Annotated in this window: 13 protein-coding genes and 1 pseudogene; 9 read left to right on the top strand and 5 right to left on the bottom strand. The window is 73.8% G+C overall.

From position 1 onward, the window contains the following. Nucleotides 1–45: 45 nt before the first annotated feature. The 3 genes from AB0N90_RS34310 to AB0N90_RS34300 form a co-directional block, all read right to left on the bottom strand. Complete coding sequence (locus AB0N90_RS34310; protein WP_365203070.1) at nucleotides 46–588, bottom strand: nuclear transport factor 2 family protein; 543 nt, start codon at nucleotides 586–588, stop codon at nucleotides 46–48. After that, the gene (gene folP, locus AB0N90_RS34305) at nucleotides 585–1,475 is read right to left on the bottom strand and encodes a dihydropteroate synthase (RefSeq protein WP_365203069.1); all 891 of its coding nucleotides are present in this window, start codon (nucleotides 1,473–1,475) and stop codon (nucleotides 585–587) included. The genes AB0N90_RS34310 and folP overlap by 4 nt, the downstream gene beginning before the upstream one ends. A 68-nt stretch (nucleotides 1,476–1,543) precedes the next feature. Further along, complete coding sequence (locus AB0N90_RS34300) at nucleotides 1,544–3,358, bottom strand: phosphatidylglycerol lysyltransferase domain-containing protein (RefSeq protein WP_361682753.1); 1,815 nt, start codon at nucleotides 3,356–3,358, stop codon at nucleotides 1,544–1,546. A 226-nt stretch (nucleotides 3,359–3,584) separates the two neighbouring features. Between AB0N90_RS34300 and AB0N90_RS34295 the strand changes: the two genes are divergently transcribed. The 3 genes from AB0N90_RS34295 to AB0N90_RS34285 all read left to right on the top strand — a co-directional run bounded on the left by AB0N90_RS34295 (nucleotide 3,585) and on the right by AB0N90_RS34285 (nucleotide 7,476). Then, the gene (locus AB0N90_RS34295) at nucleotides 3,585–4,709 is read left to right on the top strand and encodes an alpha/beta hydrolase-fold protein (RefSeq protein ID WP_361682755.1); all 1,125 of its coding nucleotides are present in this window, start codon (nucleotides 3,585–3,587) and stop codon (nucleotides 4,707–4,709) included. Between the two features lie 96 nt (nucleotides 4,710–4,805). Beyond that, nucleotides 4,806–6,242: a hypothetical protein gene (locus tag AB0N90_RS34290; protein ID WP_365203067.1), complete on the top strand. Its 1,437-nt coding sequence runs from the start codon at nucleotides 4,806–4,808 to the stop codon at nucleotides 6,240–6,242. An 82-nt stretch (nucleotides 6,243–6,324) separates the two neighbouring features. After that, nucleotides 6,325–7,476, top strand: coding sequence for an NADH-quinone oxidoreductase subunit D (locus tag AB0N90_RS34285; RefSeq protein ID WP_365203065.1), 1,152 nt, complete (start codon nucleotides 6,325–6,327; stop codon nucleotides 7,474–7,476). Between the two features lie 93 nt (nucleotides 7,477–7,569). Here the strand turns inward: AB0N90_RS34285 and AB0N90_RS34280 are convergent, their stop codons facing one another. Further along, nucleotides 7,570–8,595 carry an SAM-dependent methyltransferase gene (locus AB0N90_RS34280; protein WP_365203064.1) on the bottom strand — a complete coding sequence of 342 codons (1,026 nt, stop codon included), beginning with the start codon at nucleotides 8,593–8,595 and terminating at the stop codon, nucleotides 7,570–7,572. Nucleotides 8,596–8,713: 118 nt separating this feature from the next. Between AB0N90_RS34280 and AB0N90_RS34275 the strand changes: the two genes are divergently transcribed. Both AB0N90_RS34275 and AB0N90_RS34270 read left to right on the top strand, forming a co-directional pair. Next, on the top strand, nucleotides 8,714–9,919 hold the full coding sequence (locus AB0N90_RS34275; RefSeq protein ID WP_365203062.1) for a sensor histidine kinase: 1,206 nt from the start codon (nucleotides 8,714–8,716) through the stop codon (nucleotides 9,917–9,919). Between the two features lie 31 nt (nucleotides 9,920–9,950). Next, the gene (locus AB0N90_RS34270; protein ID WP_361682765.1) at nucleotides 9,951–10,622 is read left to right on the top strand and encodes a response regulator transcription factor; all 672 of its coding nucleotides are present in this window, start codon (nucleotides 9,951–9,953) and stop codon (nucleotides 10,620–10,622) included. A 98-nt stretch (nucleotides 10,623–10,720) separates the two neighbouring features. On the opposite strand, the pseudogene AB0N90_RS34265 reads toward AB0N90_RS34270, so the two are convergent. Beyond that, nucleotides 10,721–11,908, bottom strand: a pseudogene (locus tag AB0N90_RS34265) (beta-eliminating lyase-related protein). A gap of 191 nt (nucleotides 11,909–12,099) precedes the next feature. Here AB0N90_RS34265 and AB0N90_RS34260 point away from each other — a divergent pair. From AB0N90_RS34260 to nadC, 4 genes are read left to right on the top strand one after another with little or no spacing between them, the layout of a single operon-like run. Then, complete coding sequence (locus AB0N90_RS34260; protein WP_365203060.1) at nucleotides 12,100–13,119, top strand: DUF2520 domain-containing protein; 1,020 nt, start codon at nucleotides 12,100–12,102, stop codon at nucleotides 13,117–13,119. Next, nucleotides 13,116–14,117, top strand: coding sequence for a pantoate--beta-alanine ligase (gene panC, locus AB0N90_RS34255; protein WP_365203058.1), 1,002 nt, complete (start codon nucleotides 13,116–13,118; stop codon nucleotides 14,115–14,117). The genes AB0N90_RS34260 and panC overlap by 4 nt, the downstream gene beginning before the upstream one ends. Beyond that, nucleotides 14,114–15,811 (top strand): L-aspartate oxidase, encoded by a 1,698-nt coding sequence (locus tag AB0N90_RS34250; protein ID WP_365203056.1) that lies wholly within the window; start codon nucleotides 14,114–14,116, stop codon nucleotides 15,809–15,811. Before panC ends, AB0N90_RS34250 begins: the two co-directional genes overlap by 4 nt. 29 nt (nucleotides 15,812–15,840) lie before the next feature. Next, entirely contained in the window at nucleotides 15,841–16,818 is a 978-nt protein-coding gene (gene nadC / locus AB0N90_RS34245; RefSeq protein ID WP_128791098.1) for a carboxylating nicotinate-nucleotide diphosphorylase, read from the top strand.

Here is a 16,818-nt window from a genome sequence, read left to right as displayed (position 1 = left end):
CCGACCGCCCTTTTTCCCGCCTGTTCCCGCCTGGTTCCCGCTCGCTCAGCCGAGCGGACCGTCGTCCGGATTCAGGCCGTTCGGGCCGTCGTCGTCGCCCTCGGCGTCATCGTCGTCGGACTCGGCGAGCACGGGGGAGGCGTGGTGCGACCAGAGCTTCCAGCCCTCGGGTGTGCGCCGGAACACATTGGTGGCGACGACGAGCTGGCCGACCAGCGGCCCGAGTTCGTCGCCCTCCGCGGGGGCGGGGCCGCCGCTGAGGATGTTCTCGGTGCAGGTCACCAGCGCGGTGTCGCCGGTGACGGAGACATGGACGTCGGTGAGGAAGAACTGGATGTAGTCGGTGTTCGCCATGATCAGGGCGTACGACCTGAGGACCTCGCCGCGCCCGGTGAGCACCGGCCAGCCGGGATGCACGCAGGAGATCACGCCGCTGTCCGCGGGGTCGTGGTACTCCTCGTCCACGCCCAGGTCGGCGGGGGTGAGCCAGAGGGCCGAGACCTCCTCGAAGTCACCGCGTTCCAGGGCCTCGTAGAAGGCGGTGTTGGCGGCTTCGACCTGTTCGACGTCGGTGTGCGGGGCGCTCACCGGGCTCCGTCCGTCGCACGGTCCGTCGTCCGGGCCCCTTCGACCGCGCGCGCGACCCGTACGGCGTCGGCGGTGGCGCGCACCTCGTGGACGCGTACGGCCCAGGCGCCGGCCTGCGCGGCGAGCGCGGAGACGGCGGCGGTGGCGGCGTCGCGCTCCCGGGCGGGCGGGGGCGCGCCCTCGGGCCCGGCGAGGACCCGGCCGAGGAACCGCTTGCGGGAGGCGGCCACCAGCAGCGGGTGGCCGAGGGCGGTCAGCCGGTCGAGGTGGGCGAGGAGGGCGAGGTCGTGCTCGGCCTCCTTGGAGAAGCCGAGACCGGGGTCGACCACGATCCGGTCGGGCGCGATGCCGCCGGCCAGTACTGCGTCCACCCGGGCGCGCAGTTCGTCGACGACTTCGCCGACGACGTCGTCGTACACCCCGTGGACGGCGGCGCCCTCCAGGATGCCCCGCCAGTGCATGACGATGAAGGGGGCGCCGGCGTCGGCGACGACCGGGATCATCTCGGGGTCGGCGAGCCCGCCGCTGACGTCGTTGACGAGGGCCGCGCCGGCCGCGAGGGACCGGGCCGCGACCGAGGCGCGCATGGTGTCCACGGAGACCACGACGCCCTCGGAGGCGAGTCCGCGCACGACCGGGATGACCCGCCGCAGTTCCTCGTCCTCGTCCACCCGGGTGGCGCCCGGGCGGGTGGACTCGCCGCCCACGTCCACCAGGTCGGCGCCCTCGGCGACCAGGTCGAGGCCGTGCTTGACGGCCGCGGTGGTGTCGAACCAGCGGCCGCCGTCGGAGAAGGAATCGGGGGTGACGTTCACGACCCCCATGACCGCGCACCGGTCCCATGCCGGAAGGCCCGCCACTCGGCCGCGCCCGCTGTGGTTGTTCATACGTTCAGCGTAGGCCCCGGGCGGCGCCGCCACGGCCCGTAGGGCACGGGCGGCGCCGGGAAGGGTGATCATGCCGCACGGGCGTCCCGTTCGGTCACCGTGTGGGCGCACGCGCGTTCGGCGGCCGAGCGCCGGCGGCGCAGGAAGCGGGGCAGCGGCAGGGCCAGGGTGACGAAGCCCTCGGCCTGCATGGTGGCGAAGCCGATGCGGGGCAGGTCGGTGGTGGCGCGGTAGACGATGAAGCGCGGCTCCCAGCGCGGCTGGAACTTGGCGTTGAACTTGTACAGCGACTCGATCTGGAACCAGCGCGAGAGGAACACCAGCAGCCCGCGCCAGGCGCGCAGCACCGGGCCGGCGCCGATCTTCTCGCCGCGCGCGAGGGCGGAGCGGAACATGGCGAAGTTCAGCGAGACCCGGCTGATGCCGAACTTGGGGGCGGCCTGGAGGGCGGCCACGATCAGCAGTTCGTTCATGCCGGGGTCGGCGCTGCGGTCGCGGCGCATCAGGTCGAGCGAGGCGCCGTCCGTGCCCCAGGGCACGAAGTGCAGGATCGCCTTCAGATCGCCGTACTCGCCCGCCTCCTCGTCGGCCTTGTGGGCGGTGGCTATGAGGCAGTCGCCGTCGGACGGGTCGCCGATGCGGCCCAGCGCCATGGAGAAGCCGCGCTCGGTGTCGGTGCCGCGCCAGTCCTCGGCGGCCCGCCGGATGCGCTCCAGTTCCGCGTCGCCGAGGTCAGAGATACGCCGTACCCGGGTTTCGTAGCCGGCCCGCTCGATGCGCTTGACCATCTGCCGGACGTTGCGCATGGCGCGCCCGGCGAGCGAGAAATCCGCCACGTCCACCACCGCCTCGTCGCCCAGTTCCAGGGCGTCCAGGCCGGTCTCGCGGGTCCACACCTCGCCTCCGGTCTCCGAGCAGCCCACGACCGCGGGGGTCCAGGAGTGCGCCTTGGCCTCGTCCATGAAGCGCTCGATGGCGCCCGGCCAGGCCTCGACGTCGCCGATCGGGTCGCCGCTGGCGAGCATCACGCCGGAGATGACGCGGTAGGTGACCGCCGCCTTGCCGCTGGGCGAGAAGACGACCGCCTTGTCGCGGCGCAGCGCGAAGTGGCCGAGGGAGTCGCGGCGGCCGTGCTTGACCAGCAGCTCCCGCAGCTTGACCTCGTCGTCCTCGGTGAGCCGGGCGGCCGGGTGCTCGGGGCGGAAGGCCAGGTAGATCGTGGTGACGGCGGTGAGCCAGCCGAGGGCGCCGAGCGAGAAGGCGACGGTCCAGGAGGTCGCGCCCTGGTAGTCGACCGGGCCCTCGAAGCCGACCAGGCCGTAGACGACATGGGTGAGCCGGTCGGCCAGGCTCGGGTCGCCCAGCGTGCGGTGCGGGTGGACGCTGACGATGACCAGCCCGAGGATCAGCGAACCGGCGCTCATCAGCACGAAGTTGGCGAGCGCCCGCCAGCGGCTGCGCGGGTCGGGCAGGGCCGCGAACTCCCGGCGGTGCCACACCAGCGGCACCAGCAGCACGATCGTGATCAGCAGGCCGACCAGCGAGTGCCGGTAGGCCAGTTGGGCCACCGCGCCGGCCGGCAGCAGCGCGACCGCGGCGCGCCATGCCCGGCGCTTGCGCCGCCTGAGTCCGTGCGCGAGCAGCAGCAACAGCACACCGGCGCTCAGCGAGAGCGCCGCCGCGAAGGGCCCGAAGGACCCGGGCAGCACCTCGGCGAGGGCGTGCATACGGCTGTGCCGGAAGCGCGGGAAGACCCCGGCGGCGATGTCCAGGAGCCCGACGAGGGCGACCGCCCTGCCGACCAGGCCGGGAACGGCCTCGGGGCGCGGGCCGCGCAGTATGCGCCGCGCCCGGCTTGATCGGCCCGGAACCCCGCCCGACATTTCCCCATCTATCCTGACAGACATCGCATCCCGTAGTTCTGCGAGAGACCTTGAACCCGGGCCCGATCGGGCATCCGGTGACATTGCGCCCTCTAGGACGGTGTCTTGGGGAGAGAGGTTCACTCCCCACCGGAAAGTCGGGCCAAAGGCCGAGGAAAGCCCCGGGCAAACCCACGCGACGAAGCGTGGGCGCGCGACGGGCCTGGAGCGCAGGCAGGAACAGTCCATGGGTCTCACGAGCAACAAGGTGCTGCTGCTGGCGATCGTGTTCGCCGTAGCGCTGTTCGCGGGCACGGTGTGGCTGTGGCCGCGCCTCGCCCGGCAGCACTGGCGGTCCATCGGCGGGCGGGTCGGGCTGCTGCTCGCCACCCAGGTCGCGGTGTTCGCCTCGGTGGGCCTCGCCGCCAACCAGGCCTTCGGTTTCTACGCGACCTGGGCGGACCTGTTCGGGCAGGAGGACGGCCAGGGCGTGGTCGTCGACCACATAGCGGACGGCGCCGGCAGCCCGATCCGGGTCGTCTCCGCCTCGCGGGTGCCCGGGGTGAGCAGCGGGGTGCCGCAGGTGGCCGGTCAGGTGCAGAAGATCGACATCCTGGGCCGTACGACGAAGATCGCGGCGCCCGCGTTCGTGTACCTGCCGCCGGAGTACTTCCAGGCGGGCGGGCGCAACCGCAAGTTCCCGGTCTCGGTCGTGCTGACCGGCTACCCCGGCACCGCGCAGGCGCTGGTGGACAAACTGAACTACCCGAGCACGGCCCAACGCCTCGTCAAGGGCGGCAAGATGCAGCCGATGATCCTGGTGATGCTGCGCCCGTCCGTGGCGCCGCCGCGGGACACCGAGTGCGTGGACGTGCCCGGGGGCCCGAAGACGGAGACGTTCTTCGCCAAGGACCTGCGCGAGTCGCTGATGAGCCGTTACCGGGTGGACGCCACGCCCGCGAGCTGGGGCATCATCGGCGACTCCACCGGCGGGTACTGCGCGCTGAAGATCGCCATGCACCACCCGAAGTCGTACGGCGCCGCCGTGGGCCTGTCGCCGTACTACAAGGCGCCGATCGACCCGACCACCGGTGACCTGTTCCACGGTGACAAGAACCTGCGCAATCGTGCCAACCTCTTCTGGATGCTCAAGCACCAGTCGGCCCCGGAAACGTCACTGCTCGTCACCAGCAGCAAAATCGGTGAGCACAACTACAAGGACACGCTCCGGTTCATCAAGAACGTGCAGGACACGAACGTGACCAGGATTTCTTCGATCATCCTTCCGAGCGGCGGCCACAACTTCAACACCTGGCGCCGGGAGATCCCGGCGGCGCTCCAGTGGCTCGGCGCCCGGCTTGTCTCCCACTGAGTGTTTCGATCCTGACGCCCTGTGAAGCGCGCGGTATGGCCGTGTTTTTGCGGGGCGGGGGCCCATCATTCGCCTACGCGCGGTAAGTTTCTGGCCATGCCACGTGGACGCCATCGCCATTCCCCGCCTCTGCACCGGCTGTTGCCTCCCTCCGCGATCGCCGGTGTCTCCGTCGTGTGCGCGCTGGGTCCCTGGGTGTTCTCCGAGGCCGCGGTCCTGCGCGTGCTGGCAGGGGCCGCCGCGGCGACCGCCCTCGCCGGTGCGTTCGTGATGCGCCGCTGGGACATCCACGCGGGCAAGCAGGTCGCCGACCTCACCCGCGCCCGGGCCGGCGACGAATGGCGCTTCGAGGAACGGGTCGCCGAGCTGGAGACCGACCTGGAGGAGTCGCGCGAACTGCGCGGCAAGCTGGAGCAGCGGCTGCGCGCCAAGCGCGCCGAACTGGCGGGCCTGCGCAATGAGCACGCCGCCCTGCTGCGCCGCTACGCCACCGCGGAGACCGAGCGCGCCAGCGCCCTGGAGGGGCGCCGCCTGCTGGAGATCGAGTCGGGTGCGCCCGCGCTGGAGCCGGCCGGGCGTACGGCGCCCTCGCTGCCGTCCCGCGCGGCCTCCCCGGCACTGCCGCCGGCGCGGACCGCGGAGCCGGACACCGCCGACGGCAAGGAGGCGGAGAAGGCGTACGACGTCTTCTCGGCCGAGGGCGCCAAGCTGTACGGGCAGGCGCTGCGGGCACTCGCGGCGTTCGAGCGGGATGCGGCGGGGGGCGCCGCGCGCGCGAAGACCGCCGCCGGGTCCGAGCCCGGGTCCGCGTCCGCGTCCGAGACGGTGGGCGAGGACGAGGCCGGTGCCAAAGGGGACGGCGCCGAGGGAGACATAGCCGGGCGGGACGAGGCCGGGGCCGCGACGGCTCCCGCGGCCGAGGCCGTGCCGGACGGCGAGGACGCGCCGGTGGCCGAGGACGCCGCAGGCGCCGAGAACGCTGAAGGCTTCGAGAACGCCGGGAGCTTCGAGGGCGTACAGGATCTGCCGGGCGGTGCAGCGGCGGCGCAGGACCGGCCGCTGACGGCCGACGGGCACGCGACGGCCGCCGAGCCCGCCGAGTCCGCCGCGCCGGAGGCCACCGGATCCCCGAACGCCTCCGAGACCTCCGAGACTCCCGAGGCCCCTGAACCCCCCGTGGCCTCCGCCGCCTCCGAGGCCCCCGTGGGCCGGACCTCCGCCGGGCACTTCACCGTGCCGACCGCCGTGGCCGTCGTACCCGCGACGCCCGTGCGGCGCCCGCTGACCGAGGGTGGTTTCGACTTCTTCGGCACGCAGAAGGAGACGCCGAAGGCCGCGCTGGACGCCGTGCAGAACGAGGACCTGGCCGATGTCGTCGGCCAGGAGGCGCTGGCCGTGCACAAGGCCGAGGCGGAGGCGGAGTTCAAGCCCGCCGACGACAGGGCGCGCGGTGTCGGCCAGGTCATCGACCTGACGGCGCACGACGAGACCGAGGTGATCGACGTCCAGGGGCTGCGCAGCGCGGCCTCCTGACGACGCACGTCCTTCGCAGGGCCCGGCTCCCGCACGGGGGAGCCGGGCCCTCGCGCGTCCCGGCATGGGGGAAACTGGGGGCATGAGTCCTACGACGCAGACCACGGTCGGGATCGGCGGTGCCGCGGAGAGCACCGACATGGTGCTCAACATCGGGCCCCAGCACCCGTCCACGCACGGCGTGCTGCGGCTCAGGCTGGTGCTGGACGGCGAGCGCATCGTGCGGGCGGAGCCGGTGATCGGCTATATGCACCGCGGCGCCGAGAAACTCTTCGAGGCGCGGGACTACCGGCAGATCATCATGCTGGCCAACCGCCACGACTGGCTGTCGGCGTTCTCGAACGAGCTGGGCGTGGTCCTCGCCGTGGAGCGGATGCTCGGCATGGAGGTGCCCGAACGCGCGGTGTGGACGCGCACCCTGCTCGCCGAGCTGAACCGGGTGCTCAACCACCTGATGTTCCTGGGCTCCTACCCGCTGGAACTGGGCGGGATCACCCCGGTGTTCTACGCGTTCCGCGAGCGCGAGGTGCTCCAGAACGTCATGGAGGAGGTCTCCGGCGGGCGCATGCACTACATGTTCAACCGCGTCGGCGGCCTCAAGGAGGACCTGCCCGCCGGGTGGACGACACGCGCCGGGGCGGCCGTCGCGGCGGTGCGCTCGCGCATGGACGTCTTCGACGACCTGGTGCTCGGCAACGAGATCTTCCGGGGGCGTACGCGCGGGGTCGGCGCGCTCGCTCCCGAGGCGGTGCACGCCTACGGAGTGAGCGGGCCCATCGCGCGCGGCTCGGGCGTCGACTTCGACCTGCGCCGCGACGAGCCCTATCTGGCGTACGGCGAGCTCCAGGACACGCTGAAGGTCGTCACCCGGAGCGAGGGCGACTGCCTGGCCCGCTTCGAGGTGCTGCTGGCGCAGACGCACAACGCGCTGGACCTCGCGGACGCCTGCCTGGACCGGATCGCCCAGCTGGCGCCGGGACCGATCAACCAGCGGCTGCCGAAGGTGCTGAAGGCGCCCGAGGGCCATACGTACGCCTGGACCGAGAACCCGCTCGGGATCAACGGGTACTACCTGGTCAGCAAGGGTGAGAAGACCCCGTACCGGCTCAAGCTGCGCTCGGCGTCGTACAACAACATCCAGGCGCTGACCGAGCTGCTGCCCGGGACGCTGGTGGCGGACATGGTGGCGATCCTGGGCTCGTTGTTCTTCGTGGTCGGCGACATCGACAAGTAGGCGGCATCGGCGAGCAGGCCGCCTCGGCAAGCAGGCGGCATCGGCAGGCAGGCGGCATCGGCAGGCAGGGCCCGGCCCGGTCGGCGGGTCGGCTCAGGCCAGCGGGTCCGCGATGTCCACCGTCCGCAGCAGCCAGCCGAAGTCGCCGAGGCCGCCCCGGGCGGTGAGTTCGGCGGCCTCCCCGGCGCTCGCGAGGGCGCGCACATAGGCGGCGGGGTCGGTGGAGGCGAGCGCCAGCGGGGGGCGCCCGCCGGTGATGCCGAGGGCGCCCAGAGCGGCGCGCTGGGTCAGCAGACGCGCGGGGGCCGGGCGCTCGTCCGCCGCCGCGCACGCGTCCAGGGCGACATGGGCCGTGAGATCGCAGGTCCCGTCCGGCACGGGGGTCGTCTCGCGGCCCGCGCGGAAGCCGGTGAGGGTGCCGAACGGGGGGCGCGCGCCAGCGGTGTGGGCGTAGTCCACGGCCACCGCGAGCCCGTGCGTCACCCGGCCCGCGACCGCCGCCCACGCCCGGTCGCGGGGCAGCCCGATCTCCGCCCGCGTCCCCTCCTCGGCACCCAGCGGCCACCAGCGCGCCAGCCAGTCCGTGTCCGCGCCGGTCACCGGGTCGCCGAGGCGCTCGGCGCCGTCGTCGCCCACGAGCACGTACCGGGGCACACCCGCCGGGTCCGTCTCGGCCACGTCCACGGGCACGTTGTCCAGCCACTCGTTGGCGAACAGCAGCCCGGTGATCTCCGCCGGGGGCTCGCCGCGCCAGGCGACGCGTTCGTCCAGGCCCTCGGGGCGGTCGGCGATCTCCACGGCGCACGGCCGCACGCGCGCCGCCACCTCCCGCGGCAGGGCGGCGAGCACACCGGCGACCAGTTCGCCCCGCCCGGCGGCCATGTCCACGAAGTCCAGCGCCGCGGGCCGTCCCAGCGCCGTGTCGACCCGCCGGAGCAGCTCCGCCACGGCCCCCGCGAAGAGCCGTGAGGCGTGCACGGACGTACGGAAATGCCCGGCGGGTCCCTCCGGGCGCCGGTAGAACCCGGCGGGGCCGTACAGGGCCTCCTGGGCCGCCGCCCGCCAGCCGCGCGGGCTCCCGGGCGAGTCCCGCCGCTGCCCCGGTGTCTCCTGCGTCACGGCACCAGAGTAGGCCCGTAGATGATCATCTCCTCCACCTTGGGGAGTACGTACGCCGGGCCCGGATCGGCCCTCCGGTTGACCCGGTCGGGCATTCCGTTTCCCTACTCTGGGTTACGTGCAGCGCCTCTACGACTTCCTCCGCCGCCACCCGACCGGGGTCGACTCCTTCTGGGCCGTCGTCCTGTTCGGGCTGTCGGTGCTGAGCGAGGCCAGCCTTCAGGGGACGCCCGCCCACCGGGGTTCGCTCGCCGCGGCGGTCACGGTCTCCGCCGTCCTGTGCGTCGTCGTCGCGCTGCGCCGCAGATTCCCGGAGCAGATGCTGCTGCTCGCGCTCGCCACCGGCCTCGCCCAGCTGGTGCTGGACGTGGAGACGACCGTCGCCGACTTCGCCCTGCTGGTGATCGCCTACACGGTCGCCACGATGGGCACCCGCTGGGCCTCCCGGCTCGCCCTGGTCGCCAGCTTCTGCGCCGCGACCATGGCGCAGCTGCGCTGGCCCGCGCAGCACTCCAGCTTCCTCGGACAGGTCGCCATCGTGGTCTTCCAGACCGTGCCGTTCGCGCTCGCCTGGGTGCTCGGCGACTCCATGCGCACCCGGCGCGCCTACTTCGCCCAGCTGGAGGAGCGCGCGGCCCGCCTGGAGAAGGAGCGCGCGGCGCAGTCGAAGGTCGCGGTGGCCGCCGAGCGCGCCCGGATCGCCCGGGAACTGCACGACGTCGTCGCGCACAACGTGTCCGTGATGGTGGTCCAGGCCGACGGCGCCGCCTACGTCCTGGACGCCGCACCCGACCAGGCCAGGAAGGCCCTGGAGACGATCTCCTCGACCGGCCGCCAGGCCCTCGCCGAGATGCGCCGCCTGCTGGGCGTGCTGCGCACCGGTGAGCACCAGGAGAGCGGGGAGTACGTCCCGCAGCCCGACGTCGAGCAGATCGACGAGCTGATCGAGCAGTGCCGCCGCTCCGGCCTCCCCGTCGACTTCAAGGTGGAGGGCACCCCGCGCCCGCTGCCCAGCGGGGTGGAGCTGACCGCGTACCGGATCGTGCAGGAGGCGCTCACCAACACCCGCAAGCACGGCGGGCCGAACACCGGTGCGAGCGTGCGTCTGGTCTACTTCGACGACGGTCTGGGCCTGCTCGTGGAGGACGACGGCAAGGGCGCCCCGCAGGAGCTGTACGAGGAGGGCGGCGCCGACGGCCGGGGGCACGGCCTGATCGGGATGCGCGAGCGCGTCGGCATGGTCGGCGGCACCCTGGACGCCGGGCCGCGTCCCGGCGGAGGGTTCCGTATCAGCGCCCTTCTGCCGCTCAAACCGGCGCACTGAGTCACCGAAGACCGATGGAAGAAGGACCCCGATGACGATCCGCGTGATGCTCGTCGACGACCAGGTGCTGCTGCGCACCGGGTTCGGGATGGTGCTCGCCGCCCAGCCGGACATGGAGGTCGTCGCCGAGGCGGGCGACGGCGTCGAGGCCCTGGAGGTGCTCCGTTCCACCAAGGTCGACGTCGTCCTGATGGACGTCCGCATGCCCAAGCTCGACGGCGTGGAGGCCACCCGGCGCATCTGCGAGCAGCCCGACGCGCCCAAGGTGCTGATCCTGACCACCTTCGACCTGGACGAGTACGCCTTCTCCGGGCTGAAGGCGGGCGCGTCCGGCTTCATGCTCAAGGACGTGCCGCCCGGTGAGCTGCTGGCCGCCATCCGCGCCGTGCACAGCGGCGACGCGGTGGTGGCGCCCTCCACCACGCGCCGGCTGCTGGACCGGTTCGCGCCGATGCTGCCCTCCGGCAACCGCGACCCCAAGCACAAGGAGCTGGAGCGGCTCACCGAGCGGGAGCGCGAGGTGATGGTGCTGGTCGCCCAGGGCCTGTCCAACGGGGAGATCGCGGCCCGGCTGGTGCTGTCCGAGGCGACCGTGAAGACCCATGTGGGCCGCATCCTCACCAAGCTGGGGCTGCGGGACCGGGTGCAGGTGGTGGTGCTGGCCTACGAGACCGGCCTGGTGCGGGCCGGCGGCCGCGGCTGAACCACGGCCGCGCTTCGCCGGTACGCACCCCGTAAACCCCCGGCCCTCGTAAACCCCGGCGCCCTCCTTCTCGGTCCTGCCCCGGCAGCCGTCCCTTCTCAGTCCCGCCCCGGCAGCCGTCGTACGAACTCCCGTACGGCGGCTCGCACCTCCTCCGCCGTCCACTCCAGGCCCGCCGCGCGCACGGACACCTACGTGCAGGCCATGCCGGGGCCCGCGGCGCCCGACCAGTGGCCCGGGAAGAGGGCCACCGAGGTCTCCTCGGCCTGCCGCAGCGCCGCCTCGGCCACCACCTCGGGCGCGTACGGCAGCCAGACCTGGAACTCATGGGTGTGCGGCACCTCCGGATGCACCCGCGCCCAGGGCAGACCCGCCTCGGCGAACCCCTCGCGCAGCGCGCCGGCGACCACGCGCGCGTGGCGGACGTACTCGGGCAGCCGGGGCAGCGCCCGCTCCAGGCCGATCAGCGCGGACAGCGCGGTCGGGAACTGCTGGAAGATCTGCCCGCCGTACCGGTGCCGCCAGGTCCGGGCCTCCTCGATCAGCGTGCGCGGCCCGGCGAGGGCGGCGCCGCCGAGGCCGTCGAGGGACTTGTAGAACGACACATAGACGCTGTCGGCCAGGCCCGCGATCTCCGCCAGGGGGCGCCCGAAGTGCTCGGTGCACTCCCACAGGCGCGCGCCGTCGAGGTGCACCACCGCGTCCCGCTCCCGCGCCGCCTCGACCAGTTCGGTCAGCTCCTCCCAGGTGGGCAGCACGAAACCGGCGTCCCGGAGCGGCAGTTCGAGCATCAGCGCGCCGAAGGGCTCCGCCAGGCCGCGTATCTCCGCCGCCGTCGGCTGGCTGATCCCGCTGCCCACGTGCACCGGGCGCAGCCCGCTGACCTGGCTGAGGGCGTCGCGTTCGTGCACCTCGGGGTGGGCGAGGGGGTGCAGGGCCACCGCCGGGCTGCCGGTGCGGCCCGCCCAGCAGCGCAGCGCCACCTGCTGGGCCATCGTGCCCGACGGGAAGAACGCGGCGTCCTCGGTGCCCAGCAGCGCGGCGACCCGCTCCTCCAGGCCGGCGACGATCCGGTTGCCGTAGATGTCGGCCGGCTCGTCCAGGTCGTAGACCCCCGCGCCCGCCTCCACCAGGTCGGCGAGGCGTTCGCGGAGCGAGTCGCCCGCGGCCGCGTCGCTCAGCCGGCGTGCGCCCCGCCGTCGTACGGCCGCCCACCGCTCCCTGGCCGTGGGCTCCGCCCGCTCCCCGGTCGTGGTCTCCGTGTCCTGCCCAGATGTCTCGGTCATGCCCGGGATCATGCCGCGCCGGGACCGCCCGGGGCACCGGGGTTTCCGCGGCCCCGCCTGCGGGGGTGGTGAAACCCACAGCCTGTGGACAACCGGTCGGCACCGGACCGAGATAGCGTTAACATGACGAGAAATCGTCCGGTACATCGTCCGGTACCCGAAGCGGACTGGAACGGGAAGGCCGCCGTCGCGTGAGTACAGTCCACCAGCAAGACCACCAGGACCGCCCCGCGCGGCTCACCGTCGGCGTCGTGGGCGCCGGCCGGGTGGGCCCCGCGCTGGCCGCGTCCCTCCAGCTCGCCGGGCATCGCCCGGTGGCCGTCTCCGGTGTCTCCGACGCCTCCCGCAGGCGCGCCGAGGAGCTGCTCCCGGGCGTGCCCCTGGTCCCGCCCGCCGAGGTCCTCCAGCGCGCCGACCTGGTGCTGCTCACCGTCCCGGACGATGTGCTGCCCGCCCTGGTCATCGGCCTCGCCGAGACCGGTGCCGTCCGGCCCGGGCAGCTGCTCGTGCACACCTCGGGGCGGTACGGCGCGAAGGTCCTCGACCCCGCCCTGCGGGCCGGCGCCCTGCCGCTCGCCCTGCACCCCGCGATGACCTTCACCGGCACCGCCGTCGATGTCCAGCGCCTCGCGGGCTGCTCCTTCGGCGTCACCGCGCCCGAGGAACTGCGCCTCGCCGCCCAGGCCCTGGTGATCGAGATGGGCGGCGAGCCGGAGTGGATCAGCGAGGAGAACCGCCCGCTCTATCACGCGGCCCTCGCGCTCGGCGCCAATCACCTGGTCACCCTGGTCGCCCAGGCCATGGAGCTGCTGCGCACGGCCGGCGTCGAGGCGCCCGACCGGATGCTCGGCCCGCTGCTCGGCGCCGCCCTGGACAACGCCCTGCGCTCCGGGGACGCGGCCCTGACCGGGCCGGTCGCGCGCGGGGACGCGGGCACCGTCGCCGCGCACCTCGTCGAGCTGCGCAAGCACGCCCCGGCGGCCGTCGCGGGGTACGTCGCGATGGCCCGCGCCACCGCCGACCGCGCCCTCGCGCACGGCCTGCTCAAGCCCGAACTCGCCGAGGACCTGCTCGGCGCGCTGGCCGACGGCACCACCGCGGGCGCACCGGGCACGGACGCCTCGCCCGGCACGCCCGGCATCGAGAGCGACAACAGCGACGACAACGACGGCACCGACGGCCCGACCGGAACCGAGGGGAACGACCGATGACCACCGCCCTGCTCAGCACCGCCCAGGAGCTGCACGCCCGCACCCGCAAGGGCCGTCGCGCCGTCGTGATGACCATGGGCGCCCTGCACGAGGGCCACGCCACCCTCATCCGCTCCGCGCGCGAGATCGCGGGCCCGGACGGCGAGGTCGTCGTCACCGTCTTCGTCAACCCGCTCCAGTTCGGCGCGGGCGAGGACCTGGACCGCTACCCGCGCACCCTGGAAGCCGATCTGAAGATCGCCGAACAGGCCGGTGCCGACGCCGTGTTCGCGCCCTCCGTGGACGAGGTCTACCCCGGCGGCGACCCCCAGGTCCGCGTCACCGCGGGTCCGATGGGCGAACACCTGGAGGGCTCCTCCCGGCCCGGCCACTTCGACGGCATGCTGACCGTCGTCGCCAAGCTGCTCCACCTCACCCGCCCCGACGTCGCCCTCTACGGCCAGAAGGACGCCCAGCAGCTCGCCCTGATCCGGCGCATGGTGCGGGACCTGAACTTCGGCATCGAGATCGTCGGCGTGCCGACCGTGCGCGAGGAGGACGGCCTCGCGCTGTCCAGCCGCAACCGCTTCCTGTCGGCCGACGAGCGCCGCACCGCGCTCGCGCTCTCCCGCGCGCTGTTCGCCGGCTGCGACCGGCACGCCGCGCAGGAGGCGCTGCGCGCGCGGGCCCTCGAAGTGCCCGCCACCCAGGCGCGCGCCGAGGCGCTGAGCGCGATAGGGGAGTCCCGCGCGGCCGCCGACGCGCACGCGGTGGCCACCGCCGCCCCGGGCGGCCCGGCCGCCGTCCGCGCCGCGGCCCGCCAGGTCCTGGACGAGGCGATGCGCTACGACCCGCCGCTCGAACCGGACTACCTCGCCCTGGTCGACCCGTCCGACTTCACCGAGATCGGCGACGACTTCACCGGCGAGGCGGTACTCGCCGTCGCGGCCCGGGTCGGCGCCATCCGGCTGATCGACAACCTCCCGCTCACCTTCGGCACCCTGGGAGCCGCCTCGTGACCAGCACCGGCATACGACTGCACGCGCCCGCCCCCGGCTGGGCCATCGCCGCGGACGTGGTCGTCGTCGGCTCCGGCGTGGCCGGGCTGACCGCCGCCCTGCGCTGCGAGGCCGCCGGGCTGACCACGGTGGTCGTCACCAAGGCCCGCCTGGACGACGGCTCCACCCGCTGGGCCCAGGGCGGCATCGCGGCCGCCCTCGGCGAGGGCGACACTCCCGAACAGCACCTGGACGACACCCTGGTGGCGGGCGCCGGCCTGTGCGACGAGACGGCCGTACGCCTCCTGGTCACCGAGGGCCCGGGGGCGGTACGACGGCTCATCGAGACCGGCGCGCACTTCGACGAGTCCTCCGAGGGCGGTCTCGCGCTCACCCGGGAGGGCGGCCACCACCGGCGCCGGATCGTGCACGCGGGCGGCGACGCCACCGGCGCCGAGATCTCCCGCGCGCTGGTCGAGGCGGTCCGCGCGCGCGGTCTGCGCACCATCGAGAACGCGCTGGTCCTGGACCTGCTCACGGACGCCGAGGGCCGCACGGCGGGCGTCACCCTGCACGTCATGGGCGAGGGCCAGCACGACGGTGTGGGCGCCGTGCACGCCCCCGCGGTGGTCCTCGCCACCGGCGGCTTGGGCCAGGTGTTCGCCGCGACCACCAACCCGTCGGTGTCCACCGGCGACGGCGTGGCCCTCGCGCTGCGCGCCGGCGCCGAGGTCAGCGACCTGGAGTTCGTGCAGTTCCACCCGACCGTGCTGTTCCTCGGCGCCGACGCGGAGGGCCAGCAGCCGCTGGTCTCCGAGGCGGTGCGCGGCGAGGGCGCCCACCTGGTCGACGCCGACGGCGTGCGCTTCATGGCCGGCCAGCACGAACTGGCCGAGCTGGCGCCCCGGGACGTCGTCGCCAAGGCCATCATGCGGCGGATGCAGGAGCAGGACGCCGAGCACATGTTCCTCGACGCCCGCCACTTCGGCGCCGAGATGTGGGAGCACCGCTTCCCGACCATCCTGGCCGCCTGCCGGGCCAACGGCATCGACCCGGTCACCGAGCCCATCCCGATCGCCCCGGCCGCCCACCACGTCTCCGGGGGCGTACGCACCGACGAGCACGGCCGCACCACCGTGCCGGGCCTGTACGCGAGCGGGGAGTGCGCCTGCACCGGCGTGCACGGCGCCAACCGGCTCGCCTCCAACTCCCTCCTGGAGGGCCTGGTCTACGCCGAGCGGATCGCCGCGGACATCGCCGCCGAGCGCGCCGCGGACGGCCTGCACGCGCGGGTGCCCGAGCCGGTGCCGCACCCGGACAGGCCCGCGCACCCGCTGCTCGCCCCCGAGTCCCGGTTCGCCATCCAGCGGATCATGGCCCAGGGCGCGGGCGTGCTGCGCGGCGCGGAGTCCCTCGCCTGGGCCGCCGAGCAGCTCCAGCGGCTGCACACGGACGCCCGGGACGCCCTGGACGTGCACGGCAAGACCGCCGAGCCCGGCGTGGACACCTGGGAGGCCACCAACCTCCTGTGCGTGGCCCGCGTCCTGGTCGCCGCCGCCCAGCTGCGCGAGGAGACCCGCGGCTGCCACTGGCGCGAGGACCACGCCGAGCGCGACGACGCCCACTGGCGGCGCCATATCGTCGTCACGCTCGATCCGGACCGTTCGCTGGCGGTGCACCCCACCGACACCGCAGACTTCCCCCCTACCCGGTAATACCCAGCGCCACAGGAGCAGTGACAGACGTGAGCACCGACGACCTTCCCCTCGCGACGACCGGCGGCTGCGGCGACGGCTGTGGCTGCGGCGCGGAGCACGACGAGGAGTACCTGGAGTGCGGGCTGGACCCCGTGCTCGCCGAGCTGCTGGCCGCGGCCGGGCTCGACCCGATCGAGGTCGAGGACATCGCCACCGTGGCCATCCAGGAGGACCTGGCCGGCGGGGTGGACGTGACCACGGTCGCGACCATCTCCGAGGAGGCCGTGGCCACCGGTGACTTCACCGCGCGCGAGGCGGGCGTCGTGGCCGGGCTGCGCGTCGCCGAGGCCGTGCTCTCCGTGGTCTGCACGGACGAGTTCGAGGTCGAGCGGCATGTGGAGGACGGCGACCGGGTCGAGGCCGGGCAGCGGCTGCTGTCCGTCACCACCCGCACCCAGGACCTGCTCACCGCCGAGCGCAGCGCGCTGAACCTGCTGTGCCGGCTGTCCGGCATCGCCACCGCGACGCGCGCGTGGGCGGACGCCCTGGAGGGCACGAAGGCCAAGGTCCGCGACACCCGCAAGACGACCCCGGGCCTGCGCGCCCTGGAGAAGTTCGCGGTCCGCGCGGGCGGCGGCGTCAACCACCGCATGTCCCTGTCGGACGCGGCCCTCGTCAAGGACAACCACGTGGTCGCCGCGGGCGGCGTCGCCGAGGCGTTCAAGGCCGTACGGGAGTCCTTCCCGGACGTGCCGATCGAGGTCGAGGTCGACACGCTGCACCAGCTGCGCGAGGTCGTGGAGGCGGGCGCCGACCTGATCCTGCTGGACAACTTCACGCCCGGCGAGTGCGCGGAGGCCGTCGGCATCGTCGACGGCCGGGCGCTCCTGGAGGCCTCCGGCCGGCTGACGCTCGCGACCGCGCGCGCCTACGCCGACACGGGCGTCGACTTCCTCGCCGTCGGCGCGCTCACCCACTCCTCGCCGATCCTGGACATCGGCCTGGACCTGCGGGAGGCGGAGTAA

This window comes from Streptomyces sp. NPDC093018 (genome assembly GCF_040684035.1).
Classification (GTDB): domain Bacteria; phylum Actinomycetota; class Actinomycetes; order Streptomycetales; family Streptomycetaceae; genus Streptomyces; species Streptomyces murinus.
Note: the sequence above shows the minus strand (reverse complement) of the source record. Positions and strands in the feature narration are given on the sequence as shown.